This is a genomic window from Ruegeria sp. S263, assembly GCF_056780525.1.
In genome coordinates, this window is the sequence record NZ_CM165558.1 from 2,217,230 (window position 1) to 2,243,377 (window position 26,148).

23 protein-coding genes and 1 tRNA gene are annotated in these 26,148 nt (G+C 57.5%); 10 read left to right on the plus strand and 14 right to left on the minus strand.

The window, feature by feature from the left end; genetic code table 11:
* Positions 1-76 precede the first annotated feature (76 nt).
* Positions 77-1,261, plus strand: a complete 1,185-nt coding sequence (locus ACT2B1_RS11095) for a M24 family metallopeptidase (protein WP_171123106.1) — start codon at positions 77-79, stop codon at positions 1,259-1,261.
* A complete protein-coding gene (argE, locus tag ACT2B1_RS11100) occupies positions 1,258-2,415 on the plus strand; it encodes an acetylornithine deacetylase (protein WP_481667742.1) in 1,158 nt (385 codons plus the stop codon). Before ACT2B1_RS11095 ends, argE begins: the two co-directional genes overlap by 4 nt.
* Here argE and ACT2B1_RS11105 read toward each other — a convergent pair.
* Genes ACT2B1_RS11105 through ACT2B1_RS11130 form a run of 6 tightly spaced genes read right to left on the minus strand, consistent with a single transcriptional unit; the run spans position 2,412 to position 8,099 of the window.
* Positions 2,412-3,284 (minus strand): urea carboxylase-associated family protein, encoded by an 873-nt coding sequence (locus ACT2B1_RS11105; protein WP_171239357.1) that lies wholly within the window; start codon positions 3,282-3,284, stop codon positions 2,412-2,414. The two genes, argE and ACT2B1_RS11105, sit on opposite strands and share 4 nt — an antisense overlap.
* Positions 3,285-3,310: 26 nt before the next feature.
* Complete coding sequence (locus ACT2B1_RS11110; RefSeq protein WP_171239358.1) at positions 3,311-4,789, minus strand: aldehyde dehydrogenase; 1,479 nt, start codon at positions 4,787-4,789, stop codon at positions 3,311-3,313.
* Positions 4,790-4,797: 8 nt separating this feature from the next.
* On the minus strand, positions 4,798-5,832 hold the full coding sequence (locus tag ACT2B1_RS11115; protein ID WP_171121239.1) for an LLM class flavin-dependent oxidoreductase: 1,035 nt from the start codon (positions 5,830-5,832) through the stop codon (positions 4,798-4,800).
* The gene (locus ACT2B1_RS11120) at positions 5,832-6,752 is read right to left on the minus strand and encodes a flavin reductase family protein (protein WP_171239360.1); all 921 of its coding nucleotides are present in this window, start codon (positions 6,750-6,752) and stop codon (positions 5,832-5,834) included. The genes ACT2B1_RS11115 and ACT2B1_RS11120 overlap by 1 nt, the downstream gene beginning before the upstream one ends.
* The gene (locus tag ACT2B1_RS11125) at positions 6,749-7,528 is read right to left on the minus strand and encodes an alpha/beta fold hydrolase (protein WP_171239361.1); all 780 of its coding nucleotides are present in this window, start codon (positions 7,526-7,528) and stop codon (positions 6,749-6,751) included. The genes ACT2B1_RS11120 and ACT2B1_RS11125 overlap by 4 nt, the downstream gene beginning before the upstream one ends.
* Positions 7,500-8,099, minus strand: a complete 600-nt coding sequence (locus tag ACT2B1_RS11130) for an amino acid synthesis family protein (RefSeq protein ID WP_481667743.1) — start codon at positions 8,097-8,099, stop codon at positions 7,500-7,502. Before ACT2B1_RS11130 ends, ACT2B1_RS11125 begins: the two co-directional genes overlap by 29 nt.
* A 107-nt stretch (positions 8,100-8,206) precedes the next feature.
* Here ACT2B1_RS11130 and ACT2B1_RS11135 point away from each other — a divergent pair, with 107 nt between their 5' ends.
* The 5 genes from ACT2B1_RS11135 (at position 8,207) to ACT2B1_RS11155 (ending at position 14,185) form a co-directional block, all read left to right on the plus strand.
* Positions 8,207-9,064 carry a LysR family transcriptional regulator gene (locus tag ACT2B1_RS11135; RefSeq protein ID WP_171121235.1) on the plus strand — a complete coding sequence of 286 codons (858 nt, stop codon included), beginning with the start codon at positions 8,207-8,209 and terminating at the stop codon, positions 9,062-9,064.
* Positions 9,065-9,141: 77 nt separating this feature from the next.
* The gene (locus tag ACT2B1_RS11140; RefSeq protein ID WP_481667744.1) at positions 9,142-10,392 is read left to right on the plus strand and encodes a sarcosine oxidase subunit beta family protein; all 1,251 of its coding nucleotides are present in this window, start codon (positions 9,142-9,144) and stop codon (positions 10,390-10,392) included.
* Positions 10,393-10,405: 13 nt separating this feature from the next.
* A complete protein-coding gene (locus ACT2B1_RS11145) occupies positions 10,406-10,693 on the plus strand; it encodes a sarcosine oxidase subunit delta (protein ID WP_171121233.1) in 288 nt (95 codons plus the stop codon).
* Positions 10,690-13,632 carry a sarcosine oxidase subunit alpha family protein gene (locus tag ACT2B1_RS11150; protein WP_481667745.1) on the plus strand — a complete coding sequence of 981 codons (2,943 nt, stop codon included), beginning with the start codon at positions 10,690-10,692 and terminating at the stop codon, positions 13,630-13,632. The genes ACT2B1_RS11145 and ACT2B1_RS11150 overlap by 4 nt, the downstream gene beginning before the upstream one ends.
* Positions 13,625-14,185 carry a sarcosine oxidase subunit gamma gene (locus ACT2B1_RS11155; RefSeq protein ID WP_481667746.1) on the plus strand — a complete coding sequence of 187 codons (561 nt, stop codon included), beginning with the start codon at positions 13,625-13,627 and terminating at the stop codon, positions 14,183-14,185. The genes ACT2B1_RS11150 and ACT2B1_RS11155 overlap by 8 nt, the downstream gene beginning before the upstream one ends.
* 80 nt (positions 14,186-14,265) lie before the next feature.
* On the opposite strand, the gene ACT2B1_RS11160 is transcribed toward ACT2B1_RS11155, so the two are convergent.
* The 5 genes from ACT2B1_RS11160 to ACT2B1_RS11180 form a co-directional block, all read right to left on the minus strand.
* Positions 14,266-14,868 carry a YrbL family protein gene (locus tag ACT2B1_RS11160; protein WP_171123084.1) on the minus strand — a complete coding sequence of 201 codons (603 nt, stop codon included), beginning with the start codon at positions 14,866-14,868 and terminating at the stop codon, positions 14,266-14,268.
* A gap of 131 nt (positions 14,869-14,999) precedes the next feature.
* Positions 15,000-16,409: a hypothetical protein gene (locus tag ACT2B1_RS11165; protein ID WP_481667747.1), complete on the minus strand. Its 1,410-nt coding sequence runs from the start codon at positions 16,407-16,409 to the stop codon at positions 15,000-15,002.
* Complete coding sequence (locus ACT2B1_RS11170; protein ID WP_171239367.1) at positions 16,409-17,155, minus strand: methyltransferase domain-containing protein; 747 nt, start codon at positions 17,153-17,155, stop codon at positions 16,409-16,411. The genes ACT2B1_RS11165 and ACT2B1_RS11170 overlap by 1 nt, the downstream gene beginning before the upstream one ends.
* Positions 17,156-17,164: 9 nt before the next feature.
* Positions 17,165-17,551 (minus strand): GtrA family protein, encoded by a 387-nt coding sequence (locus ACT2B1_RS11175; protein WP_171123078.1) that lies wholly within the window; start codon positions 17,549-17,551, stop codon positions 17,165-17,167.
* Positions 17,548-18,507 (minus strand): glycosyltransferase family 2 protein, encoded by a 960-nt coding sequence (locus ACT2B1_RS11180; protein WP_171210674.1) that lies wholly within the window; start codon positions 18,505-18,507, stop codon positions 17,548-17,550. The genes ACT2B1_RS11175 and ACT2B1_RS11180 overlap by 4 nt, the downstream gene beginning before the upstream one ends.
* Before the next feature lie 458 nt (positions 18,508-18,965).
* Here ACT2B1_RS11180 and nadA point away from each other — a divergent pair, with 458 nt between their 5' ends.
* The 3 genes from nadA to nadC are packed head-to-tail and all read left to right on the plus strand — an operon-like array spanning position 18,966 to position 22,437.
* Positions 18,966-20,018 carry a quinolinate synthase NadA gene (nadA, locus tag ACT2B1_RS11185; RefSeq protein WP_481667748.1) on the plus strand — a complete coding sequence of 351 codons (1,053 nt, stop codon included), beginning with the start codon at positions 18,966-18,968 and terminating at the stop codon, positions 20,016-20,018.
* An 8-nt stretch (positions 20,019-20,026) separates the two neighbouring features.
* Positions 20,027-21,592, plus strand: coding sequence for an L-aspartate oxidase (locus ACT2B1_RS11190; protein WP_481667749.1), 1,566 nt, complete (start codon positions 20,027-20,029; stop codon positions 21,590-21,592).
* Entirely contained in the window at positions 21,589-22,437 is an 849-nt protein-coding gene (gene nadC / locus ACT2B1_RS11195; RefSeq protein ID WP_171123070.1) for a carboxylating nicotinate-nucleotide diphosphorylase, read from the plus strand. The genes ACT2B1_RS11190 and nadC overlap by 4 nt, the downstream gene beginning before the upstream one ends.
* A 6-nt stretch (positions 22,438-22,443) precedes the next feature.
* Here nadC and ACT2B1_RS11200 read toward each other — a convergent pair.
* The 3 genes from ACT2B1_RS11200 to ACT2B1_RS11210 all read right to left on the minus strand — a co-directional run bounded on the left by ACT2B1_RS11200 (position 22,444) and on the right by ACT2B1_RS11210 (position 26,099).
* Positions 22,444-22,533, minus strand: a tRNA-Ser gene (locus ACT2B1_RS11200).
* A gap of 90 nt (positions 22,534-22,623) precedes the next feature.
* Positions 22,624-25,065, minus strand: coding sequence for a DUF3772 domain-containing protein (locus ACT2B1_RS11205; RefSeq protein ID WP_481667750.1), 2,442 nt, complete (start codon positions 25,063-25,065; stop codon positions 22,624-22,626).
* Entirely contained in the window at positions 25,065-26,099 is a 1,035-nt protein-coding gene (locus tag ACT2B1_RS11210) for a cysteine synthase A (protein ID WP_171210669.1), read from the minus strand. Before ACT2B1_RS11210 ends, ACT2B1_RS11205 begins: the two co-directional genes overlap by 1 nt.
* Between the last annotated feature and the right edge of the window lie 49 nt (positions 26,100-26,148).

The following is a 26,148-nucleotide window of genomic DNA, read 5'->3' on the forward strand; positions in this document are numbered from 1 at the left end:
TTCCTGTGTTGCCCATTGACGTGACCGATTTCGTCAAGTTCTGTCAACAAGACTTCACACCAGACAGGAGCAGCCCATGGCCCACGCTGATCCGGCATTTACTCAGGCAGAGTATGACCGCCGCATGACCAAGACGCGCGCGGCGATGGCAAAGGCTGGCCTGGACGCGCTGTTTGTCGAAGACCCCTCGAACATGGCGTGGCTGACGGGGTATGAGGGCTGGTCGTTCTACGTGCATCAAGGCGTCGTGGTTTTACACGATGCCGATCCGATCTGGTGGGGTCGAGGTCAGGATGCCAACGGGGCACGCCGCACTGTCTGGATGACGAACGACCGCATTCGCGGCTATGCGGACGAATATGTTCAGTCGACCGTTCGTCACCCGATGCAGGACCTTGCAGCGTTGATTGCAGATTGCGGTCTTGCCGACGGGCGTATCGGTGTCGAATTAGACAACTACTATTATTCGGCCAAGGCCCACCTGACCCTTCAGGCAGAGCTTCCCAACGCCGAACTGATTGACGCAAACGCGCTGATCAATTGGCAACGCGCGGTTAAGTCCGACGAAGAGATTGTCTTGATGCGCAAGGCCGCGCGTATCTCAGAACATATCATCGACGGCGTTCTGGAACGCGTGGAACCGGGGCTTAGAAAAAACGAATTAGTGGCCCAGATTTATAGCGATGCAATTCATGGCGCTGACGGGAATTGGGGTGACTATGCGGCCATTGTGCCCTTGCTTCCTTCGGGGCCAGACGCGGCGGCACCCCACCTAACGTGGGATGGCGCGCCGTTCAGATCGGGTGAGTGCACGTTCTTTGAACTTTCTGGCTGCTATCGCCGCTATCATACCCCGTTTTGCCGGTCGGTGTTCCTTGGTCAGCCACCTGATCACCTGCTGCGCGCCGAAGCGGCGTTGGTTGAGGGGCTCGAAGCAGGCTTGAATGCAGCCCGCGCGGGCAATCAGGCCCGCGATATTGCGCTTGCGTTGGCCGCGCCGCTGGAACGCTCCGGGATCGAACGCGGCGCGCGGTGCGGCTATCCTGTTGGCCTCAGTTATCCGCCAGATTGGGGCGAGCGCACCATATCCCTTCGACCCGAGGATGAAACCGTTCTTGAACCTGGCATGACCTTCCATTTCATGCCCGGCCTTTGGATGGATGACTGGGGGCTTGAGATCACCGAGTCCATCCTGATCACTGAATCCGGGCCAGCAGAGTGTTTCTGTGACCGCCCCCGCAAACTGTTCGTAAAGCCATGACATTGCAAAGAACCAAGGAAATCCTGTCCGATTTGACCGCGTTTGAAACGGTTTCGGCGGATAGCAATCTTGAGATCATCCACTATTTGACCGACTTTCTTACGGCACTGGGTGCGCGGTGTATTCAGACTCAGGATGCGACTGGAACAAAGGCCAACGTCTTTGCCAAGCTTGGGCCAGAGATGGATGGCGGCATTGTTTTGTCCGGACATACGGATGTTGTTCCCGTGGCCGATCAAGACTGGACCAGCGATCCGTTCCAGATGGTCGAGCGTGACGGAAAGCTGTATGGGCGCGGTACCTGCGACATGAAGGGGTTCATAGCCGCGGCATTGGCTTTTGCGGAAACTCTTGATGCGAAGCAGTTGACCCAACCGCTGCATTTCTCGTTCACCTATGACGAGGAAACCGGGTGCCTTGGCGCGCGCAATCTGGTGGATGACCTGTCCGAGCGTGGCATCGTTCCAGATATCGCCATCATAGGTGAACCGACAGAAATGCGCGTGATTGAGGGCCACAAGGGCTGCTATGAATACACCACGTCCTTTATCGGGCTCGAAGGGCACAGCTCAGCCCCGGATGACGGAGTAAACGCGGCTGAGTATGCAGCCCGCTATATCGGAAAGCTGCTGGAATTGCGGCAAGTCCTAAAGTCCCGCGCACCATCCGGCAGCCCGTTTGAACCACCTTGGACGACCGTGAATATCGGGCTTATTTCCGGTGGTGTCGCGCACAATGTGATCGCCAGCAAAGCCGAGGTTGCTTGGGAAATGCGGCCCGTTCAGTCCAGCGATGCGGATCTGGTCAAGCGCACTCTGTCCGACTATGTCAAACGCACGTTGCTGCCTGAAATGCAGGCCGTGCACAGCGCCGCCAATATTACGCAACAGGCCGTCGCCGAAGTTGCAGGCCTTGAACCGATGGACAAAAACGCAGCCCGAGACCTTGTGGCCGAGCTGACCGGTGCCAACGGCACGGGCGTCGTTTCATTCGCGACAGAAGCGGGGCTGTTTCAACAGCTTGGGGTTCAGGCAATTGTCTGCGGGCCGGGATCAATCACCCAAGCCCATAAAGCAGACGAATATGTCGAGATTGAACAGCTTGAGCTTTGCTGTCGGATGCTCGACCGCTTGGGGCGTCGAATGACCGCCTAGCCTGCGCCGTGAGAACGATCATAAGCTGATCGTGCGGGCTGGACATGCGCATCTCGCGCGTCTTGCCCCGGATCATACACCTCAATCAGCAACGGATAGCAGGCCGCGGAATCCGAGGAGTGCTCGGACGAACAGTCCCCTCCCGGACAGGCCGAAAGCCCGACGATCAGATCAATCTCAGCGTAGAATTCCAGAAAATCGCCGGGGCGCACTGGGCTGGCTTTCATGAAATACTGTCCGGTATCGCGCGTGAACCCCGTGCACATGAACACATTCAGAACGTCATGCACATGCATTTCCGCCTCATGAAGCGGCAGGTCGCAATGGCTGGCCAGAGCCCGCGTCAGGTTCGAGTGGCAGCAATAGTGATAGTCGTCGCCAGACAGAAGGCGGCCCGTATAGGGATCACAACGCGTGCCGATCACGTCATGAACAGAGCCGCCAAATTCGTCAAACCCGTACCAGTCCAACGTATCACCCACGATGGTCGCCATTGGGCGCATGTTGGGAAAGCTGGACCACATGCGATCTCCGGTCGACAGATGTGTCCCGTGCAGGGCGCGGGTTTTGCCGGAATAGAACCGCTCAGACAGGTCGTGTTTGTTCCACATATTCAGATCGCCGACCTGTGGGCCATCGACCGAAACAACCCGAACGAAAGCGCCGGCAGGCACATCTATGCAGGCCGCGTCCCGCGGTGCGGCAGTCACCTCGGCAATCTTGGATGCCTGCTGCCTAAGCGCGCTCAGCGCGCCCAAATCAGGCTGCGGCAACGTATCTGGCGAATAGCAGATGACCGGAGGGATTCCCTTGCGCTGGTTTGCGTCCGTTGGCGCCCTGAAATGCGGGTTCTTCAATTTCACGGGCATACTCCCTTCCCTGTTTCGGCCCAGACTTAGCGCATTACAAACGGGTTCGCCATCGGCTCTTGCGCGGTGCTGATCCATGTTGTTTTGGTCCGTGTGTAATCCAATACCGCCTCGACCCCGGCCTCGCGCCCATAGCCGGATTGATTGAACCCGCCAAACGGCGCGATGGGCGAGATTGCGCGATACGTATTTACCCAGCAGATGCCAGCCCTGATCCGCTTGGAAACCCTGTGCGCGCGCGCAAGGTTCTGCGTGAAAACGCCAGATCCAAGCCCGTAGGGTGTGGCATTTGCCAGCGATATGGCCTCCTCCTCGGTATCAAACGGCAATAGGGACATCACAGGGCCAAACATTTCGACCTTCAGGGTCTCCGTTTCGGGCGAGTTGCACTGAACCAGCGTCGGATTCATGTAATTCCCCAGCCTGTCTGCGGTATCCCCACCGAACCGTATCACTGCACCCTGCCCGCGTGCTGCAGCCAGCGTCTCTTGGATCTTGCGAACCTGAGCTTGCGTGCAGAGCGGGCCAACATGCGTGTCCCCATGCAAAGGATCACCCACCTGAATCGCGCGGGATTTTTCTTCGATCCGCTCTATCAAAGCATCCAGAACAGGCCGGTGCACCAGCCCACGGGTTCCCGCGACGCAGCTTTGGCCGGACGCGCCGAAGTTACCTGCAATCAAGCCGTTCGCCGCCCCATCCAGATCCGCGTCCTCAAACACCAGTATCGGGGATTTACCGCCCAGTTCCAAAGAGGTAACCGCGAAATTTTCAGCCGAGTTTCGCACAACGTGGCGCGCGGTTTCCGGCCCGCCTGTGAAAGCGATGCGATCCACGTCGGGATGGCGCGTCAGGGGTATGGCGCAATTTTCGGCATCCCCTGTGATAACCGACACAACACCTGGCGGAAAACCGGCCTCATCGATCAATCGAGCGAATTCCAGCATCGGGGCCGGTGCGATTTCCGAGGCTTTCAGAATCACGGCACACCCAGCCGCAAGAGCGGGGCCTAGTTTTGTTGCAGTCAGGAACATCTGCGCGTTCCACGGCACGATCGCGGCGACCACTCCAATCGGTTCGCGCGTCGTAAACACGTGCATGTCCGGTTTGTCGATTGGCAGAACCGTCCCCTCGACCTTATCAGCCAACCCCGCGAAATACCGATAATAGTCCGCGACATACCCCGTTTGCGCCGCAGTTTCCGCCAGCAACTTACCGCTGTCCGTTGTCTCAAGCTCGGCCAGACGCGATGCGTTTTCGGCAACCAGATCAGCCAGTCGATACAGCAGTTTCCCCCGAGCGGTTGCTGACAGATCGCGCCACAGCGGATCGTCCAACGCGCGTTTTGCTGCTGCGACAGCGCGGTCAACATCCTCGGGCGCGGCGCAGGCGAAGGTCGCCCAACCCTGACCGGTAGCCGGGTTTTCAGACGTCATAACCTGTGTCGACGCGCCTTCGGTCCGGCGGCCATCAATGAAAAGCTTAAAGTGCGGCAAGTTACCCATCGTGATCCTCACTGAAAAACCGGCATGACTTCGTCAATGAACCGAGCCAACGACGCGCGTTTGCGATCGTTGGTCATTCCACTGTCGATCCAGAACGAAAACTCATCATAGCCCAAATCTTCGTACCGCTTGATGCGGTCGATGACCTGTTGCGGGGTGCCGACGGTCAGATCGGCCGCCAGCTTCTCGGTCGTGTACATAGGGTTCGCGTCCATTTCGTCTGGCGAGATCGGCTGAATCAAGCCCTGAGTGATCGGGCGCTTGTTCAAGAACCACGCACCGAAATAATTGTAATACCGACGCAAGTCCTGGACGCCCCGAGCAACATCATCTTCATCAGCGCCGACATATGTGTGATGAAGCAACATGATTTTGGGGCGCGGTCCAGAATAGCTGTCGCAGGCATCGTTGAACCGCCCCATCAGGGTTTCGATCTCTTCCATGCCTTGCCACAAGGGGGTGACCTGAATGTTAAACCCATTATGGACGCCAAACTCGTGACTGTTGGGGTCGCGTGCTGCGATCCAGATCGGGGGTCCGTCCTCTTGCAATGGCTTCGGCGCGGACGTCGTTGCGGGGAAGGAATAGAACTCACCATCATGTGCACAGTCCCCTCGCCAGATTTCTTTCAACAACGGCGTCGACTCGCGCATCCTTTGACCCGCTTCCCACGCGTCCATGCCCGGCATTAGGCGTTCGTATTCAAAGGAATACGCCCCGCGCGCGATCCCCAACTCTATTCGCCCTTTGGTGATCTGATCCGCTGCCGCTGCCTCACCCGCCAGTTTGATCGGATGCCAGAATGGGGCGACAACCGTCCCAGTCCCCAAACGGACGTTGCGCGTGTGATGCGCCAGATCGACCAACGATAGAAATGGGTTCGGCGCGATGGTGAACTCCATCCCATGATGCTCGCCCGTCCAGACCGCGCGCATCCCGCCCTCGTCCGCCATTTTAACAAGCCCAACGAATTCATCGTAAAGAACGTCATGAGGCTGCTGCGGCGTCAGACGCTCCATATGGGCAAACAGGGAAAACTCCATCAACGGGCTCCTTCATTCAAACTGTGGATGTCACCTTGTTTCGCGTCGCCAAGGTAGAGAGAGAAATTCCCCTCCTGCGCCTCGATCGCAAAGCGGGTCATCATGTCGTGGATGGCTTGAGTGGTATAGGTGAGCTTGGGCAATGCATCGACAGGCACCCATTTGGTGCCTTCTACTGCGGGGGTATCGTGGCAAGTGGTCAAAAAGAACGTATAGTGTAGCGCGTTTGCCGCGTCGCTAAACGAGGAATACACCTGATCTACCCGCGCAGTCACACCACGGTCTGACAGCCCTTGCGCCAACCTATTGCGCTGCCCTCCGGGTTCGACACCTGCGATCTGAAGCGGTTGGTGCCGACCGTTGTGAACCTCAAGCAAAACATGGCCGTTCGACCGCACCAACGCACCGCAGATTGTTGGCTCTTTCGCGTCGATCTCGCGCTCCAGACCCAGGCTGAAATACGCCCCGCCGACATAACCCAGACCATTGCCCTTGGCGTGTGAAAACTCCTGAACTCGGCCGATCAAAACCGTATGATCCCCGGCAGGGACAACGGCATGCGTTTCACAACAAAATTGGGCCAATGCCCCTTGGATCAATGGCAGGTCACCTAACCCTCTGGAGTGGTCAACCTTGGCAAAACGGTCGCCTTTAAAGCCTGCAAAGGTGTTGGACACTTCCTGCTGACCCTCAGACAGGATGTTGACAGCGAAATGCGAGCACTTGGCAAAAACATCGTGGCTGGACAGAAACTTGCCCGGACAAACCAACAACAAAGGCGGATCCAGCGATACGGACGAAAATGAGTTTGCCGTGAATCCGACCGGAGCCCCATTGGGATCAAGTGTGGTCACAACGGTTACGCCGGTCATGAAGCTGCCGAAAGCGTCACGCAGCGCCCTTGGGTCGATGGTCGTCATATCAGGCACTCCTGCACGAACCCCGACAGATACGAATTCACCTCAACCGGATGAGTCATTGGCATCATGTGCGCCGCGCCGGGCACGATCTCGGCACGTCCCTGCGCCACCAGATCTGCCATCTTGCGGGACATAGTGGGGGTTGAGTTCGGCTCGTCCGCGCCTGTCATGAACAGCGCGGGACACGTGATTTTGGATAGGTCATCATCCGACAACCCATCGCTTTCAGCAAAGACGCTGTAGGCGGCTTTATAGGCCGCCGGGTTCACCTCGGTCAGCCATTGGGCACACGCGTCGCGTTCTTTGGTCTCGTGACCGCCGAACCAGCGTCTAAGTGTACCTGACGGATCGTTCGATGCGTCTGCACTCAATGAAGTGGCGCGTGCAATAACCGCCTCACGCGCCTTGGGATCACGCTGGTAAACTGCATTCAGGGCTGCAACACCCCTGACATGCTCATGTCCAGACGCGGCCAACGACAACGCTACCAACGCGCCCATCGAATGTCCGACTAGAACGGATGGTTCGGACAATAGGGGTTCAACGGCTTTAACGTAGCTGAGCAGCCCACCGGGGTCACGGAAGGGTGACCGACCGTGGCCAGACATGTCCGGACACAACACGCGGAAGCCTGCCGCGCCGAATGCATCAATCTGCGCATTCCACGCCTCAGCCCGCAGGCCAACCCCGTGTAACAGGATGACCAGCGGCCCCTCGCCTGACTCTATGACGGCAAGATCGCCAAACTCAAACCGAGGCCGGGTTGTCCACGTCATGACCCAGATCCTTCAAATCCTGATAGCGGTCTCCGATACGATGATGTGGCCGCCCCGAAGTCGCACCACCCAGAACCACAACAACCTCATCAGCGCGCGGCGCGTCGGGAATCGCAAATTGCAGCGTCAGGTAATGCGACCGACGGCCCGCGTCGTTCTTATCCATCATCGGCACCATGATCGGCGTGTTCGCGGGCCCGCGTGTATTGGTGAAAGACAGGTAGGATTTTGCACCAACCGCCTGCCGGAAAAAATTCCCGAAATGCAGGGTGTGGATCAGACCCGAGGCGTGCTCGACCTCACCGTCCAATCCGACAACGGCAGCTTTGCCATAGGCCTCGATCGCATCGCCCCCTCCGGCCAGCGCGACCATTCGGTTGGTCAGCAATTCACCCAAGATCGGTCCATAAGCAAGGATTTCAGCGCGCAGATCGTCGACATACCGACCAGCCCACGGGTTCGACACAACCGCTGCAACGGCAAACATGCGCCAAGTACGGTCGGCTTTACGAAATCCTTCGACCATAACTTCCTCATCATAGGTTACGATTTTTCGGATGTTTGGCTTCACGGTTGCCCCCTTTTTCAGTCAGGCAAAATATCACCGCCGGAATCATCTTTTGACAAACGAAAGAACTTTAGCCTTAGGTATTACCATCACTAATAGGTCAGTTACCGATGGCAAAAACACTGCCCCCGCTTACATGGTTCAGGTCCTTTGAAGCAGCCGCCCGCAGGCTAAGCTCTACCGCTGCCGCTGATGAGATCGGCCTGACGCAATCCGCCGTCAGCCAGCAAATCCGCGCGCTGGAAACGCGGTTGGGTGTGGTCCTGTTTCACCGGCACGCGCGCGGGCTGTCCCTGACGGATGAAGGCCGAAAACTGCTGCCACAGGTCGAAGCAGCGCTTGAGATGCTGGAGACCGCCGCATCGCCCTACCTGACCGAGAAAAAAGAGCGGCATATCACCGTGGCGGCCTCGATCAGTATAATCGAATGGGTCATTGCACCCGCCCTGCCACGGTTCAGGTCGCAGCATCCCGAAACATCAGTGCGATTTGTCAGCACGATCTGGCCCGACGAATACGCGGCATCGCGTGCGGATATCGAAATCAGGTTCGGGTCGGAAAAGCAGGTCGGCAAGAACGCGGTTCCTTTGCAGCCGAACCGCCTTATCCCAGTCAAGGCACCTGCGTTGGTTGGCGATCTGCAAACCTTGCCTTTAATTGAATCTGTGGGAACCTCCGACAGTTGGGCTTCGTGGTCCGAGGTAACTGGCCAACAGGTCGGGCACCCAACTTATTTTGTGGATTCCTATGGTTTGGCGCTGCAACTCGCAGTGGCTGGAAACGGTGTGGCCTTGGTTAACTCGATCATCGCAGCTCATGCCTTTAAAACCGGGGCCGTTCAGCCCGCTTTTGATCAACCCGCGGCGGCCAGCGAGGGGTATTTCCTGTCGGTCCAACGCGACTCTGCCGCCGTGTCCGAATTTGCCGACTGGTTCTCGGACTTGGTGCGTTTTCAGGCAAGGGTCTGATTCAGACATGTCGATGTCGCATCTGAGGATATCCAACCGCCCCAAAATAGTGAATTCTGGCGAAAAAGGTCCGATTCATGCGATATTCTGGCTTTCGAGTCATCAAAGAGGCGTTGACCGGTCACAAGGGCTGGAAACCGGTCTGGCGTGAGCCTGAGCCCAAGCCCCACTACGACGTCATCATCATTGGCGGCGGCGGTCATGGTCTGGCCACGGCGCACTACCTGTCCAAGGTGTTTGGACTGCGCAACGTGGCCGTGGTCGAGAAAGGCTGGATCGGGGGCGGCAACGTAGGGCGAAATACGACGATTGTACGCTCGAACTATTTGCTGGACGGGAATGAGCCTTTCTACGAATTCTCGCTTAAACTGTGGGAAGGGTTGGAACAGGACGTCAACTATAACGCGATGATGAGCCAGCGCGGGATCATCAACCTATTTCACACCGACGGACAACGCGACGCCTATATAAGGCGCGGCAATGCGATGATCCTGAACGGCGCGGATGCGGAACTGCTGGACGCCGACCAGGTCCGGGCCGAGCATCCCTATCTGAATTTCGACGACGCACGCTTTCCTATCAAGGGAGGTCTGGTTCAGCGTCGCGCGGGCACGGCCCGCCATGACGCGGTGGCTTGGGGTTATGCAAGGTCGGCGGATTTACACGGGGTCGACATCATCCAAAATTGCGAGGTCACTGGCCTGCGGATCGAAAACGGCACCTGTCTGGGGGTCGAAACCAGCCGGGGCTTTATCGGGGCCAGCAAAGTGGGCTGTGCGGTCGCTGGAAACTCGGGCCGTGTGATGGGCATGGCCGGGATGCGCCTGCCCATTGAAAGCCACGTCTTGCAGGCGTTTGTGTCTGAGGGGCTAAAGCCCATTCTGCCCAGCGTCATCACCTTTGGTGCGGGCCATTTCTATGTCAGCCAATCCGACAAGGGCGGGCTGGTTTTTGGCGGCGATATCGACGGCTATAACACCTATGCCCAACGCGGCAATCTGCCTGTGGTCGAGGATGTGTGTGAGGGCGGCATGGCCCTGATGCCCATGATCGGCCGCGCGCGATTACTGCGGATGTGGGGTGGTGTGATGGACATGTCGATGGATGGCTCTCCGATCATCGACCGCACCCCGGTTCAGGGGCTCTATTTCAACGGCGGCTGGTGCTACGGAGGGTTCAAGGCCACGCCTGCCTCGGGCTATTGCTTTGCGCACCTGCTGGCAAAAGATGAACCGCACCCCGTTGCCACCGCCTATCGTCTGGACCGGTTCCGCACTGGCCGGATGATCGACGAAAAAGGCGCGGGCAACCAGCCCAACCTGCACTAAGGGGAACACGGACATGATCATCAACCACCCCCTGCTTGGGCCCCGCGATGCTTCGGAGTTCACATATCTGGGCGATGCCTCCCTGATCGACCGGCCTGACGGGATGGCCGAAAATGCCGCCGACGCGTTCTATAACTATGCCTATCTGCGCGACAACCCCGCCGGTGAGCATCAAGAGCTTTGGTATCACGAAGCCGGGGATCGGTCTTGGCTGGTCATCACTCGCAACACACTGACCCACGAGATTTCCAAGGTGGAACTGGCCCGCGATGTGGCCCGCGCGCGGGGGCGTTCGAAATGACACAGGCGAACCGGCTGACCGGTGGGCAGATCGACCGCGATACGACCCTGAACTTCCGATTTGACGGGCGCAGCTATACTGCGCATCCCGGCGATACTCTGGCCTCGGCGCTGCTGGCCAACAATGTGCGGCTGATTGGGCGGTCGTTCAAATACCATCGTCCGCGCGGGTTGCTAACGGCGGGTTCCGAAGAACCCAACGGTATGGTGGAACTGCGCAGCGGAGCGCACAAAGAACCCAACACCCGCGCCACGACCATCGAGATGTTTGACGGGTTGATCGCAAACTCGCAAAACCGTTGGCCAAGTCTTCGGTTCGACGCGATGGCCGTGAATGACATGTTTTCTAACTTCCTGTCGGCAGGGTTCTACTACAAAACCTTTATGTGGCCCGCCGCCTTTTGGGAGAAGCTGTACGAGCCGATCATCCGCCGCGCCGCTGGCCTTGGATCGCTGTCGATGCAGCCTGACCCGGATGAATATGACAAAGGCTTCCGTCATTGTGATCTGTTGATCATCGGTACCGGGCCTGCAGGTCTGATGGCAGCGCTGGCCGCCGGACGCGCGGGCGCAGATGTCATACTGGCGGATGAGGACTTCATGCTCGGCGGACGTCTGAACAGCGAGACCTTTTCGGTCGGCGACCACAGCGCAACCGACTGGGCGGCGCAGGCCGTTGCCGAACTTTCCGCCATGCCGAACGTCCGGCTGATGCCGCGCACCACTGTGATCGGAGCGTTTGACCACGGAATCTATGGGGCCGTGGAACGGACTGGCGATCACCTGCCTTCGCTGCCCGCTGGAAAACCGCGCCAGATCCTGTGGCGGATCCATAGTCAAAAGGCGCTGCTGTGTGCAGGGGCGACCGAGCGGCCGATTGCGTTTGAAAACAATGATCGACCCGGCATCATGACCGCCAGCGCGCTTCGAACCTACGCCAACCGCTTTGCAGTAACCGCCGCGCCGCGCGTGGCGATCTTTACCAACAATGATGACGGTCACCGCACAGCCTCGGACCTGCACGCCAAAGGTGTGAAAATCGCCGCCGTGGTGGATGTGCGCGAAGACGCACCGCTCAGCTATGACTACGAGGTCTTAAAGGGCGCGCAGGTCTTGAACACCAAGGGTCGTCTGGGCCTGAGCTTTGTCGAGATCGCCCTGCCCGATGGCTCGACCCGAATGCTGGATTGCGGCGCGCTGGGCGTGTCAGGCGGCTGGAACCCGAATGTCCACCTGACCTGCCACCAGCGCGGGCAGCCTGTTTGGAACGAAGCCCTTGCTTCATTCGTGCCGGGAGAAAACCTACCGGTCGGCATGTCCGTCGCTGGCGCTGCCAATGGAGTCATGTCGACCCATGGCGCGCTTCGCTCAGGCGCCCAAGCAGCCGCCACCGCGCTGGACCTAACCACCCTGCCCGACCTGCCCGAGACCGAGGACTCGCCCATTGCACAAAAGCCGTTCTGGTATGTGCAGGGCTGCAAACGGGCATGGGTTGATCAGCAGAATGACGTGACCGTCAAGGATGTGAAACTCAGCTATCAGGAAGGCTTCCGCTCGGTCGAGCATCTGAAACGCTATACTACGCTGGGCATGGCAACCGATCAGGGCAAGACCTCGAACATCACGGGGCTTGCGATCATGGCCGAGGTCGCGGGCAAGTCGATCCCTGAAACCGGCACCACCATTTTCCGCCCACCGTACACGCCCGTTCCTATCGGCGCGTTTGCAGGACGGATGATTGGCAAGGAGTTCCACCCAACCCGCCTGACCCCGTCACATCATTGGGCCAAGGAGCGCGGAGCGGTGTTTGTCGAGGCCGGGAACTGGCTGCGCGCGCAGTGGTTCCCTCAACCCGGTGAAACGCATTGGCGCGAATCCGTCGACCGTGAGGTGCGCCAGACTCGAGCCTCGGTCGGGGTGTGCGATTGCACCACGCTGGGCAAGATCGACGTTCAAGGCACGGATGCCGCCGATTTCCTCAACCGCGTCTACGCCAACGGCTTCGCCAAGCTGGCGGTCGGCAAAACGCGGTATGGCCTGATGCTGCGCGAGGATGGGATGGTCATGGATGACGGCACCGCCGCGCGTCTTGCCGAGGATCATTTCGTCGTCACCACCACAACCGCAAACGCTGTAAGTGTCTATCGCCACATGGAATTTGTGCGCCAGTGCCTGTTCCCAGACCTGGATGTGCAGCTGATCTCGACCACAGACGGCTGGGCGCAATACGCGGTCGCAGGGCCAAATTCGCGCAAGCTTCTGCAAAAGATCGTAGACCCCGAATTCGATATCTCGAACGAGGCGTTTCCCTTCATGGCCTGCGGCAAGATCACTGTCTGCGGTGGGCTGCGGGCACGGCTGTTCCGCATCTCGTTCTCGGGCGAGTTGGCCTTCGAGATCGCCGTCCCCGCGCGCTATGGCGATGCGCTGATGCGAAGGTTGATGACTGAGGGTGAGGAGTTCGACGTCACGCCCTATGGCACCGAGGCACTAAGCGTAATGAGGATCGAAAAAGGCCACCCGGTCGGCAATGAGTTGAACGGAACCACCACGGCTCTGAACCTTGGCATGGGCAAGGTGGTCTCAAAGAAAAAGGACAGTATCGGGTCGGTTTTGTCCGAGCGAGAGGCTTTGACCGCACCGGACATATTGAAACTGGTGGGGCTAAAGCCGATCACTCCTGAAGATAAGGTAACTGCCGGAGGCCACCTTATGAACGTCGAAGGCCCCATCGATGCAGCGCATGATCAGGGATATGTGACCTCGGTGGCCTATTCCCCCAGCCTGAACAGCAACATCGGTCTGGGCCTGCTGAAACGTGGCGATGAACGGCTGGGCGAGAAGATGCACCTTGTTTCCCCGCTGACCGACCTGACGATCGAAGTCGAAATCGTCTCGGCCCATTTTGTTGATCCCGAAGGAGAACGTCTTCGTGCATGATCTTGTCGCCACAACCGCCCTTGGTGGGTCTGAGCCGCGTGTTGACACAGTTGGGTCGGTCACATGTACTGAAGTTCCAGGTGTGGCCTTGGCCTCGGTCGCTGCGCGCCGTGGGAAGGAAACACAGGCGCAAAAGGCCATGGCCAAAATGATTGGGGCGCCAGCGCCCGAAGTTCAGCGATTTACCGGAGATCAGGTGATCGCCTTTTGGTCAGGGCCAGACCAGTGGATGATCGAAGCACCCATTGACAGCCACGAAGACCTTGCGGATCAGGTGAAGGCAATCTTCGGCGATATAGCTTCGGTCACGGAGCAAACGGATGCCTGGGCGCGGTTCGATTTGCAGGGCGATGGGATCAATGCGGTTCTGGAACTTCTGTGTCAATTGGATCTGCGACGGTTTGAGCCCGGGTACGCGGCGCGCGGTTCAATTCACCATATTGGGTGTTTCGCCCTGTGTCGCGGTACCGACCATGTTAGCCTTTATGGACCCAGATCCTCGGCCGGGTCACTGCATCATGCGATCATTACCGCCATGAGATCGGCCCACTAATACTACCAAGCAGGCGGTCAGCCTGAGAGTTAAGGCAGCCGCACGCTTTCAAGACTTAGTGAAATCTCAGACCCGCTTGGTCAAAACCCGAAGCCGCCACCCAAGCGATCGCGGCGCCGTTGAATCGACAAGCGAAACGCCCAGTCGCTGATTAAGGCAAGCGGGAACAAAACCCTCTCTCCCAGACCGTCGATGATAGTGAGTTTTCCACCCCGTTCTTGTGCACGCACTATGTTTTCATAGCTCATGTCGCCAACGATGATGCGGCCTTTTTCGAGATCATCCAGAAGACCCATGAATTCCTGGCGCAGACGTTCCAACCCTTCGGGATCATTCCTTAGGCCCAACCGTTCCTTATGCAGCGTCGGTGCAAGATCACCATCCGGGCCTGTCAGTTTCTCGACCACAATTGCCGGCCCCAACGAGGTCGGAGCATAGCCCATAAAACGCGCCAAACGCTCAATCTCGGGGCGGCCACGATGCAGCGCCGCCAGATATTCGTTTGCCTCACGGTTCCATTGCCGCAGGTTCCCATAGCGCCATTCGGCGTATCGAGGGATAAGGTGGTTGCGGACAGGCTCATCTACCCTGACCTTCAGCAAAGCCTTGTCATTTTCGGGGTGCTGAAAAATCAGGTAGTTGCGGCTTTTGCGCAAGGGTTTCAATTCGCTCAGATCTATCATTTTGCCTGCTATCTAGGGCCAGAAGCCGAACATCCCGCCACTGGATTAAATGCTAAACTGAAACCCGTTCATAAATCCTTCTCCTAAGTGTTACAAATTGCTTTTTTCGGCATGAGCAAAATGCGCGCAGACTACGGTCCGATCGGCGGGTAAGGCATCAGCATGAAGGTTTGATTACCTTCGGACTCTATAATTGGGATATGCGTCCAACCCCGTGGATCAATCGGCGGCTCGACGTCAGCACATTCGTCGGGTGTCTCATCACATATAACGACGTCTAAACCTGTGAGATAAACCAGACGCAACCTCAAACCTCGGGGGAACTGAATGCCGGCGGGTCCTGCACCAGTCAGGCCAAGATAGTGCCCATAGATATACACGGTTTCCGTGGTGTCAGGTATCGCTGAAGCCAAGTCCCGAGTGGCTTCTTGCCATGGCGGAACCCTGACATATGTCGCACGTCCAAAAAGAATGATCTTGATCAGCAGAACGTACATAATGGTGATCCGGGCGATACTTGCCACCCTTCCCGGCGTCAACGACAGATGCAAAGTTGCGGCGGTGAAGGTGAACCCAAGCAATAGCCAAATCCAGCCAAATGCACGGGCCGGGACAAAAACACCCGACATCAGTGATTTGCCAAGCAACGGTACAAGACCCGCCAACATCGCAACCAACACCGTAATGGCAACGAACCGCTGAGAGCGGAACAATATGCCCCAACCGATAGCGAAGAATGCCAGTAGCACAACGCCACTGCCAGCCGCTCCGCCTCCAAGCTGTCTAATCGTCGTTTGAAGATAGATGCGCAACTTACCGAGGTTCCTTATCAGATCCTCGGTTGATTGGACCTCGGACGGGGCGCGCCAGTCGGCAATCGGTATGCCAAAAACACCGTGATAGATGTAATTCAGACTGTAAACGGACAGCATACCTACACCGAGGCTGAAAAAGAACACGAACAGAGTAATCGCCATGCTCTTGTATGTTTTCGGCGCCTTGTAGGACATCAGCGCCAAGGCCATTAAAAGGAACGGATAAGTTGTATAGGCCATAAAGGACAACGGCACCGCGACGATCAGCAATGCGACCGAAACCCGATGCGGCAGGAACACGACGCCCAACGCATAAAAAGTAATGATCCAAACGCCTGGCAGTAGCGTGTTAAACCAAAATGCGATCATGAATGCCGGGATAGAAAGCGCGACAAACAGCGCAAAATAACCCTTGTACCATCCAGGTGCCTCGCGCCCGAGCATCGTGATTGATGTACAGGCGGAAAATGTGGCCCAGGCCATCAGGTATAAGGCAAAGCTAACGGGCGAAGACCACAGAAACGGCCTGAACTGCCACCAATAATTCAGCCACCGCCCTTCATCCAAGGCTTTTCGATTGGCCATAAATTTTTGCCCCAGCAGTGCGGGGAAGTCATCGTGGCGCACAAGCGGATCAATAACCAGCGGCCCGTAAATCACCAGCAAAGCCGCAAAAGCCAGCAACCACAGGCGCAATAGGTCCTGCCACAGAGGTCTTACGTTCATCACTGGCTCCGGTGCGAGCGCGCGATGACGGATGCGCGGACCTGTGCTATTTTGGTGACCGCCGTTTGTGGCAATCTGCGAACGATCATTTTCCGCAAATTCCAGCCGAACGTGCCCACCTCTTTCAACGCGCCCGGTTTCACTTCGGTCGACAGAACCTCTGCCGGAAGCGTCGCGGCGCCAGCTTCGTTTGCGTAAAGGACGCTGTTATAGCGATACCAGGGTTCGATCGAGGCATCGTCAAACAGAATAGAGCGCAGACAGTCATAGGCCGCATAGCCCTGCTCAGCGAACAGTCCCTGCCAGAACGACAAAGGCTGTTCATTGATGTGGAACTCACCACCCTGCCCCGGCACGGCGGCTGAGAACAGAACCAGATCGCTATGCGTTGTTAGGCTTTGAACCAGGCTGGCCGATGCCTCATGGGGCAAATGCTCGCCTACTTCCAGCGATTGCGCCAACCCAAACTTACGGCCCAAATCGACAGGCTGACTCAGGTCTTTGCCAAAAAAGCAGTCCTTTGGAATGGCCAATGTCTCGCGATCGACATAATCGCCATCCACACCTGCGACATCCTGACACCCGGCGGCTGCCCATTCTGACAACCAGACGCCGCGCCCACACCCAAAATCCACGACACTGTCTGGTTTGACATGGGATTGAAGCGTTTCGATCAGCCGAACAGCCGAGCTGCGCGCTCCACGGTCGATGTAGTCAAAGAACTCGTTGGAATAGATATGCGACATGACCACTCTCTAAATTGAGCTTTCTTCGCGATAGACCCACAAACGCAGGATCACGAAATTTATGATGGGAAGAACAACTACGACCAAACCGGCGGCGACCGGTTCGGCGAGGGCCAGCCTAGGTGCAAGGATGCCCGTTATCATCGAGGAAACGACTAAGCCGATCGCAATCATGCACAAAAAGCGGCCAAACTGACCCGGCGCGACCACTGGCCTACCAAACGTCCAAGCGGTTTGGCCAACATACTGGATAAGGATTGCAGACCCGAATGCCAGCAGGTTTGCGATCCAAGGGGAATTGAATATCTGCAGCAGGCCAAGATACGTGACAAAATAGTATGCGGCGACACCGGTTCCGACCACTGCAAACCGAAATATGCGTTTGGGTTCACTCATGACGTCTTCTGCGCTCTCTCGGACAGAGTTTCGACACCATTGCCAACCTGTTCATCCACAAAGAACAAGGGCCGCCCCTTTGCTTCGACATAAAGCCGTCCAAGGTATTCTCCGATAATGCCAAGGGTCAGCAACTGAATGCCTGAAAAGAAGCTGATGACCAAAACGGTCGACGCCCAACCAGCAACCGTGCTGTACAAGATCAGTGACCAGAACACGTATACAGCCATCAATGCGGCGATGAGCAAGGTCAGAAAGGCCAGCCGGGTGGCCATCTGCAAGGGCTTGATCGAGAAGCTGGACAAGGCATCAAACGCAAGACGGATCATCTTGGACATCGGGTACTTGGTCTCACCCGCCACGCGCGGGTCGCGAACATATTCAATGCCAATCTGCTTGAACCCAGCCCAAGCGAACATTCCCCGGATGAACCGGGACCGCTCGGGCATATCCAAAACCGCATCCAATGCGCGGCGGCTCACTAAACGGAAATCACCCGTATCGTTGGGAATAGGCACATCCGACAGCCGATTCAGCACCCGGTAAAACCCATGCGCGGTCATCTTCTTGAACCAGCTCTCGCCCTTGCGTTCGCTGCGGCGCCCATAGACCACGTCATACCCGCGATCCATCATGGCCATCATATCTTGCAGCAGTTCGGGCGGGTCCTGCAAATCGGCGTCCAGCATGAAAATCCGCTGCCCCTTGGCCGCCATCAAACCCGCCGTCAAAGCGACTTGGTGCCCACGGTTCGTTGACAGCTTTATGCCGCGAACACCTGCGTGGCTTTCGCTCTGCTTGCAGATTTCGTCCCACGTGCCATCGGTAGAGCCATCATCCACCAGCACGATCTCCCGGTCAGTGGACCAGGGATCAGTTGCCGCGACCAGACGCTCGACCAGCATCGGCACAGAGTCCTCTTCGTTCATACAAGGAACGACTACAGACAATAACATTTAACCTCCGAACGCGAACTGTCCTGCTCGATTATTTGCGATGGGATCGCGTTTTCTAGAACACGTCGCTTTGGTTTTTTCTCGTTTTGGGTCGCTGCCCTTGATATCTCAACTGTCACATTTCGCTAATCGGTAAGTTCCAGTTTCCAAACCGTAGTTACCGCCGCGACACATCCTTGGGGTCAGTCGCCAACGACCAACCCAATGATGCAATACCGGAGTTATTGCCACCCCTTGTGGCAGCATTGCGCCAATCTTGCGACAAAGGACGGAAAGCTGTCGAAATTCGGTGCCTTGCGCGGCAAATGCACTCATAGAACAGAAAAATCCCACACGAAAACAATATAGTTCCGTGGATGCCGGGAATTTTGGAACATTCTTCCCAGCGGAGCGGTGGTCAATCACTTTCAAATCACATATTCAGTGCCGCGAGTGTAAAACAGGCAGATATCAGACCCGTGTTCGACCTACCTGCGCAGCGTGCGCATCTTTCCGAAAAGTACGACCTTAGCCCCTCAGCGGAACTGGCAGCCAGCATGGAAGACATCTATGCGCGCATGTCCCGCGTCGTTTCGCCGATGGATTGGGCGATCTATGCGCCTTATGTCAAAGCGATCAACGACCTAAAGGCCGAACGCAATGCAGTTGTCCTTGGCCACAACTACATGACGCCCGAGATTTTTCACGGCATCTCGGATTTCGGCGGCGACAGCCTGCAACTGGCGATCAAGGCAACCGAGGTCGAAGCGGACGTGATCGTGCAATGCGGTGTGCACTTCATGGCCGAAACATCCAAAATCCTTAGCCCGGACAAGACGGTTTTAATGCCCGATATGGAAGCTGGGTGTTCTTTGGCCGAATCCATAACGGCGGACGGCGTGGCCGAAATGCGCCGTCGTTATCCCGGTGCACCGGTGGTGTCTTACGTCAACACCACGGCCGAGGTCAAAGCGGCCTCTGACATCTGCTGCACATCGTCTAACGCGGCACAGATCGTTGCGGCACTGGACAGCGACACCATCATCATGACCCCTGATCAGTACTTGGCGCAGAACGTGGCACGGGACGTTCCACAAAAGAACATTGTCTGGTGGGAAGGATCGTGCATCGTTCACGAACAATACTCGGCCAGCGACCTGCGAGACTTCCGCGAATGGAACCCGGGCACCCGACTGATCGCGCATCCGGAATGCCCCCCCGACGTGGTGGCCGAGGCAGATTTCTCGGGCTCGACCAGCGGCATCATCAAATACGTCACGGATGAAAAACCCGAAAAAGCGCTGCTGATCACCGAATGCTCCATGGCTTCGAACATTGCGGACGAACTGCCCGAGGTCGACTTTGTGGGTCCTTGCAACATGTGCCCATACATGAAGAAAATCACCCTCGAAAAAGTGCTTTATGCGCTGGATACCATGACCGGACAGGTCGAAGTTGAAGCAGATGTGGCCGACAAAGCCCGCTTGTCAGTTCAGCGGATGATAGACCTTTCGCGCAAACTGGGTATCTGACCGGGCGGATGCAACACGTCAGCACCAAGCGCGTGGTGATCATCGGCGCTGGATTGGCCGCCGTCTATGCCGCGCTGAAACTGGCACCGCGACCCGTCGTGATGATCTCGCCCGAGGCGCTGGGGACCGGCGCCAGCTCGGCCTGGGCGCAGGGGGGGGTCGCCGCTGCGATGGCCGAAACTGACAGCCCTGAGGCTCATGCGGAAGATACAGTGCGCGCAGGGGCCGGTTCGGTTCTGCAAGAGGTAGCCGATTTCGTAACGCGCGCCGCGCCGGATCATATTCTTGACCTGTCAAATCTTGGCACCGACTTTGACCGAACCAGCGACGGGGCCTTTGTTCAATCCCGCGAGGCCGCCCACTCGGCCGCCCGGGTCGTCCGTGTGAAAGGCGATCAGGCGGGTGCGGAAATCATGCGCGCATTGGTCACCGCACTACGTGCGACGCCGTCGATCCAAGTAATTGAAGGGGTACAGGCCATCGGCTTTGACAGTGATGGCCAGCAGGTTCAGGGCGTCTACCTGACCCCGGCGAATGGATCAGATACGCCCTCGATTGCGTTGCACGGGGCGGCTTATGTATTGGCAACTGGTGGGTCCGCCGGGCTTTACGCGCAAACAACCAACCCCACCCGTATCCGAGGTCAGGGCATAGGCATGGCGGCGCGAGCCGGAGCGAAAATTGCAGATGCAGAATTCGTTCAGTTCCACCCAACGGCGATCAATGTCGGCGAAGACCCCTGCCCACTGGCCACCGAAGCGCTGCGCGGCGAGGGTGCGGTATTGATCGACAAGACCGGGCACAGGTTTATGCCTGAACTGCATCCGGATGGAGAGCTCGCGCCTAGGGACATTGTTGCCCGCGCGGTCTTTCTGCAAACCCAGTCCGGCCTGCGACCTGCGCTGGATACGCGGCAGGCCATCGGCGTCGACATCGCGTCGCAGTTCCCCGCAGTTACTGAAGCCTGTCGTCGCAATGGCGTCGATCCTGTGCTGTCGCCCATACCTGTCACGGCCGCAGCGCATTATCATATGGGTGGCGTCGCGGCAGACCTGTCCGGGCGCAGCACATTGGGCGGGCTTTGGGCTTGTGGTGAGGCGGCCTCGACCGGGCTGCATGGGGCAAACCGGCTCGCTTCAAACGGATTGCTAGAGGCGTTGGTGTTTGCTCGTACCTGCGCGCGAGACATTGCAAAGCATGTCCCTTGTGACGATGCCGAACCGGTAGATCTAAATTTTGCGCCCAGTTGCCAAACAGCGATCTTGCAAGCCACGGCAGAGCTGCGCGGGATCATGATGGATCTGGTCGGCGTCGTTCGCACGGGAACAGGTTTGCGCCAAGCGTTGAGCCGCATAGCTCTGCTCGAAGCCGAAAACCAAAACTCACCGGCATTTCTCAATATGACGGCGACCGCGACACTGATCGCGGCGGCGGCTTTGATGCGAGAAGAAAGTCGCGGCGCACACTACAGGTCGGATTTTCCACAGACGCATTCCGGCCCCGGACAACGATCAATGCTGACGCTTGAACAGGCGCTGGCGTTTCGAGACAAATACACAAAGGAAAACGTATGACCGTTCCTGCCCTACCCGATCTAATCCTAGAACCGATTGTCCGCGCGGCGTTGATGGAGGATTTGGGATCCAACGGCGACGTCACCTCGTTGACGGTCATACCGCCAGAAACAACCTACTCTGCTCGGCTAAACGCGCGTGAAGATGCGGTGGTGTCCGGCATGCAAGTGGCAGAGCTTGCCTTTCGTCTGGTCGACCCTGCGCTTGAGATCGTTCGCCACGTGCAAGATGGCCAACGCTGCGCCAAGGGCGAGACCCTGATGGAGATACGCGGCAATGCAGCCTCGATCCTGTCTGGTGAACGTGTGGCGTTGAACTTTGCCGGACGCCTTACAGGGGTGGCTACTGCGACTGCCGCTCTGGTCGCTGAAACCAAAGGCACCAATACGCGTATCACCTGCACCCGCAAGACAACGCCCGGCCTGCGTATCGTCGAAAAACAGGCCGTACTGCACGGCGGCGGCTTTAATCACCGCTTTTCATTGTCCGACGCAATTCTGATTAAGGACAACCACATCGCCGCCGCCGGAGGCGTTCGGGCGGTCCTCGAAGCAACCAAGGCGCGTGCGTCCCACATGATGAAGGTTGAAATCGAAGTGGACCATTTGGAACAACTGGAAGACGTGCTTGCGGTTGGAGGTGCGGATGTCGTCTTGTTGGACAACATGACCCCAGACATGCTGTCCAAAGCGGTTTCGATGGCAAACGGGCAAATCACAACCGAAGCCTCTGGCAACGTGACCAAAGAAACCGTGGCCGCGATCGCAGCAACGGGCGTCGACTACATCTCATCCGGGGCGCTGACGCATTCCTACAGGACAATCGATCTGGGTCTGGATTTTTAGGGTGAATGGCGGAGAGACAGGGATTCGAACCCTGGAGACGGTTTCCCGCCTACACACTTTCCAGGCGTGCGCCTTCGACCACTCGGCCACCTCTCCGTGGGCGCGATATTTGGACTATCGCTTGGGGATTTGCAAGGCCCGAATATAGCGAAAATTCAACCTTTTCGGATCGCGCTTAAACCGGCCTCAGACCTCATCCCCGTCGCTGTCGGGCATATCCGCCTCGGTCATCTCGATCGGGGAAGACTTGTCTGTGTCGGTCGGGGTGTCCCCCGCCTCATTTGCCGGTTCAGGCGTAGGCGCGGCTGACGATTCCCTAAGCGTATCCGGATTACGCAGCCAGACGTCGCGTTGGGCGAACGGAATCTCGATACCTTCGTCGGCAAAGCGCCGGTTAATCTCGTGATTCATGTCCGATTTTACCGAAAGCACCCAGTTCACGTCGCGCAGGATGGCCCGGATCTCAAAATCCAACGAATCCGCACCAAATCCCTGAAACACGACACTGGGCGCGGGATTGGCCAAAACCATTGGGTGCGCATTGGCGACTTCGCCCAGTATCGTTTCAACCAGTTTGGTATCCGTCCCATAAGCGACGCCAACCGGAACAATGACACGCCCGATGGTATTGCCGCGCGTATAGTTGGTTACAACGCCGCTGATCAGGTCAGAATTGGGAACGATCACATCCGTACGATCAAACGTCTCAATCCGCGTAGACCGGACCGAGATGTCGCGCACGTAGCCCATCATCCCGTTAACGTCGATCCAATCCCCTTTTGAAATCGGACGTTCGACCAGCAGGATGATCCCAGACACGAAATTCGAGACGATGGTCTGCAACCCGAAACCGATCCCAACGGACAAGGCACCGGCGACAATTGCCAGCGAGGACAAGTCGAACCCGGCAACCATAATGGCAACCAGCGCGGCCAGAAAAATTCCGATATACCCGGTGCCGGAAACGATCGCGTTCTGACCACCGGGGTCAATGCTTGTCTTTGGCAGCAAAGAGTTGCGCAATCCGCCTTGCAGCATTCGGGTCAGACCGTAACCGATCAGGAACACGATCACGAAGACGAAGAAGTTGCTTGGCGATATCGTCACTCCGCCGATATCAAAGCCCAGCAACAGACGTGACCAAGCTTCAAGCAAATCGGTCTGACGCGCCCCCCAGTAAAGGGCAAGGATCGGCAAAGCAAAGATAGCCAACGCGAAACCGACCAGAACCGAAAACAGCGAATCCCAGACAGCTTCGCCCTGCCCCGTGATCCAGCCGTAGACCTGCGTAATGAAGCGCTGAAAAATGACCAACGCAGCAATCAGAACCAGCGTTTTTACTGCGGGAAAGACTATGGCTTCGGCCGCATTGGTATACCCAAAGACGGCCAGAACAGGTGTCGCAATACCCAGAAGCAACAAGGCGCGCCGCAGAAATTCGACCAGTTGGCTGAAGCCTGCCGCCCGAGCTACACTTGGGGCTTCGGCCTCGTCTGGTTGCGCGTCATTGGTCCGGATATGGCGCACCCGAAGCAGCAACAAAGCCGTGGCCACGATGACAGGAAAACTGACTACTGCACGCGTGGAATCCGAGATATTTTCGATCTGCTCGAACAAGACGGCCAGTTCATGAAGGATGAGCATCGCAGCCAGCAGATCAATATAGACGCGAAGTTCCTTGATCCTGGCAGCGGACAGACGCTTGAACCCTCTGGCCTGCCCCATCAGGTATACTTGCCGCCCGATCCAGTCATAAAAGAAGATAATTCCGGCCCAGTATGGCACTTCCTCAAGCAGCAAGGTGCCCCGCACACCCAGCACCCCGGTCAGGTGAATTGCGACAACTGCGGCTAGGACGCCCAACCACGGCAAGATGATCCGCAACAGGGATATCACAAAAGTCCAGACGCCCGTGCCAGAGCCCCCCAACTTCCGCAGGTAATCACCGCCCTTTTCCGACCAGTGCCGCCCGAAAATCAGCAACACCGCCGATATGACCAACAGGACAAATATCCCCAACCCGCGCTCTCTCATTTGCTCGCGGGCGACATCCGTTCTCAGGTTTTCGGTTATTTCATTGATCAAGCCACGGGCGGCTTCTTTCACGTCCACCCAGGCAGGTGCCCAATATGTAGGATTAAGAGGCGACGGACCTCGTTCCAACAACTCTTTGGTCTGACGGTGCCGGATGATCTGGTCTATTTCACTGATAAGCCCGTTGGCCCTGCTATACGCCTCTTCGGATACAACACGCGGGACCCGAAGGCTGTTGAGCTGTTCTTCCAGATGCGCACGGATTGTCGCAATGTCTTCGGGTTCAGAGGCGTCACCCTCAGGTTCTGGCCCCAATGCCTTGAGTTGACTTTCCAGCGTCTGAATACGTTCCGTATTTGCATCCCGCGCGCGATTAAAGACCTCTCGGTACTCGTTGATTTCAGAACGCAGGTTCTCCAAAGCAGCATTCGAAGCGCGGTTCGCTTCGATTACCGCTTCGGCCCGGTCCGCCGTGCTGATCCAGCCCTGATAATACTCACTTTGTCGGTCGGTCAGTTGGGCGGCAACAGGGCCGCCCCAAACGGCCAAACAAACCGTTACAAGGGCAAGAAACAGGCGGACCTGCCGCGGCATCATACGTCCTCGAACACGCCAGGAATGCTGCGGGGGGCTTCGGTCATCCAATCAGGCACCGGCAGCTCTTTTTCACGCAGGAATTCCGGGTTGAACAGTTTGGACTGATAGCGTGTGCCATAGTCGCAGAGGATCGTCACAATGGTATGGCCCGGCCCAAGATCCTTGGCCAGACGCACGGCACCGGCCATGTTGATTGCGGTCGAGCCGCCCATGACCAGACCTTCCTCGCGCAGCAAACTAAAGATGTAGGGCAGCGCCTCGTTATCTGTCATCTGATAGGCATAGTCGGGCTTGAAACCCTCAAGGTTCTTGGTGATGCGCACCTGACCGATCCCTTCGGCGATCGAGCTGCCCTCCATCGCGATTTCACCGGTAGTGTAATAGGAATAAAGCCCCGCGCCCATCGGATCGACCAGGCCGATCTTGACCCCTTTGGGCTGCAAAGCATCCGCGACGCCTGCCAAAGTCCCACCGGAGCCCACGGCGCTTACAAAACCGTCAACCTTGCCGCCGGTTTGCTCCCAGATCTCTGGGCCAGTGGTTTCCACATGCGCCTGACGGTTTGCCACATTGTCGAACTGGTTGGCCCAGATCGCACCATTGGGTTCGGTCTGCGCCAGTTCCTCGGCCAGTCGGCGCGAGTAATGCACAAAGTTATTGGGGTTGCGGTAAGGCGCGGCGGGAACCTGCACCAGTTGCGCCCCGGCAAGCCGCAGCATGTCCTTCTTTTCTTCGGACTGGGTTTCCGGGATCACGATCACGGTCTTGAACCCCATCGATGCCCCAACCAGCGCAAGGCCGATTCCGGTGTTTCCTGCGGTGCCTTCGACAATGGTTCCGCCGGGCTTCAGCTCACCCCGCGCGATGGCGTCCTTGATTATATAAAGCGCTGCGCGGTCCTTGACCGATTGGCCGGGGTTCATGAACTCGGCCTTGCCAAGGATTTCACACCCGGTTTCTTCGCTGATGCGTTTCAGCCGGATCAACGGCGTTTTTCCTACTGCGTCAGCAAGGTCTCGTGCAATGCGCATGGCACCCTCTTTTCTTTACATATCAACGAAGATTTACAGTCGACGCGCG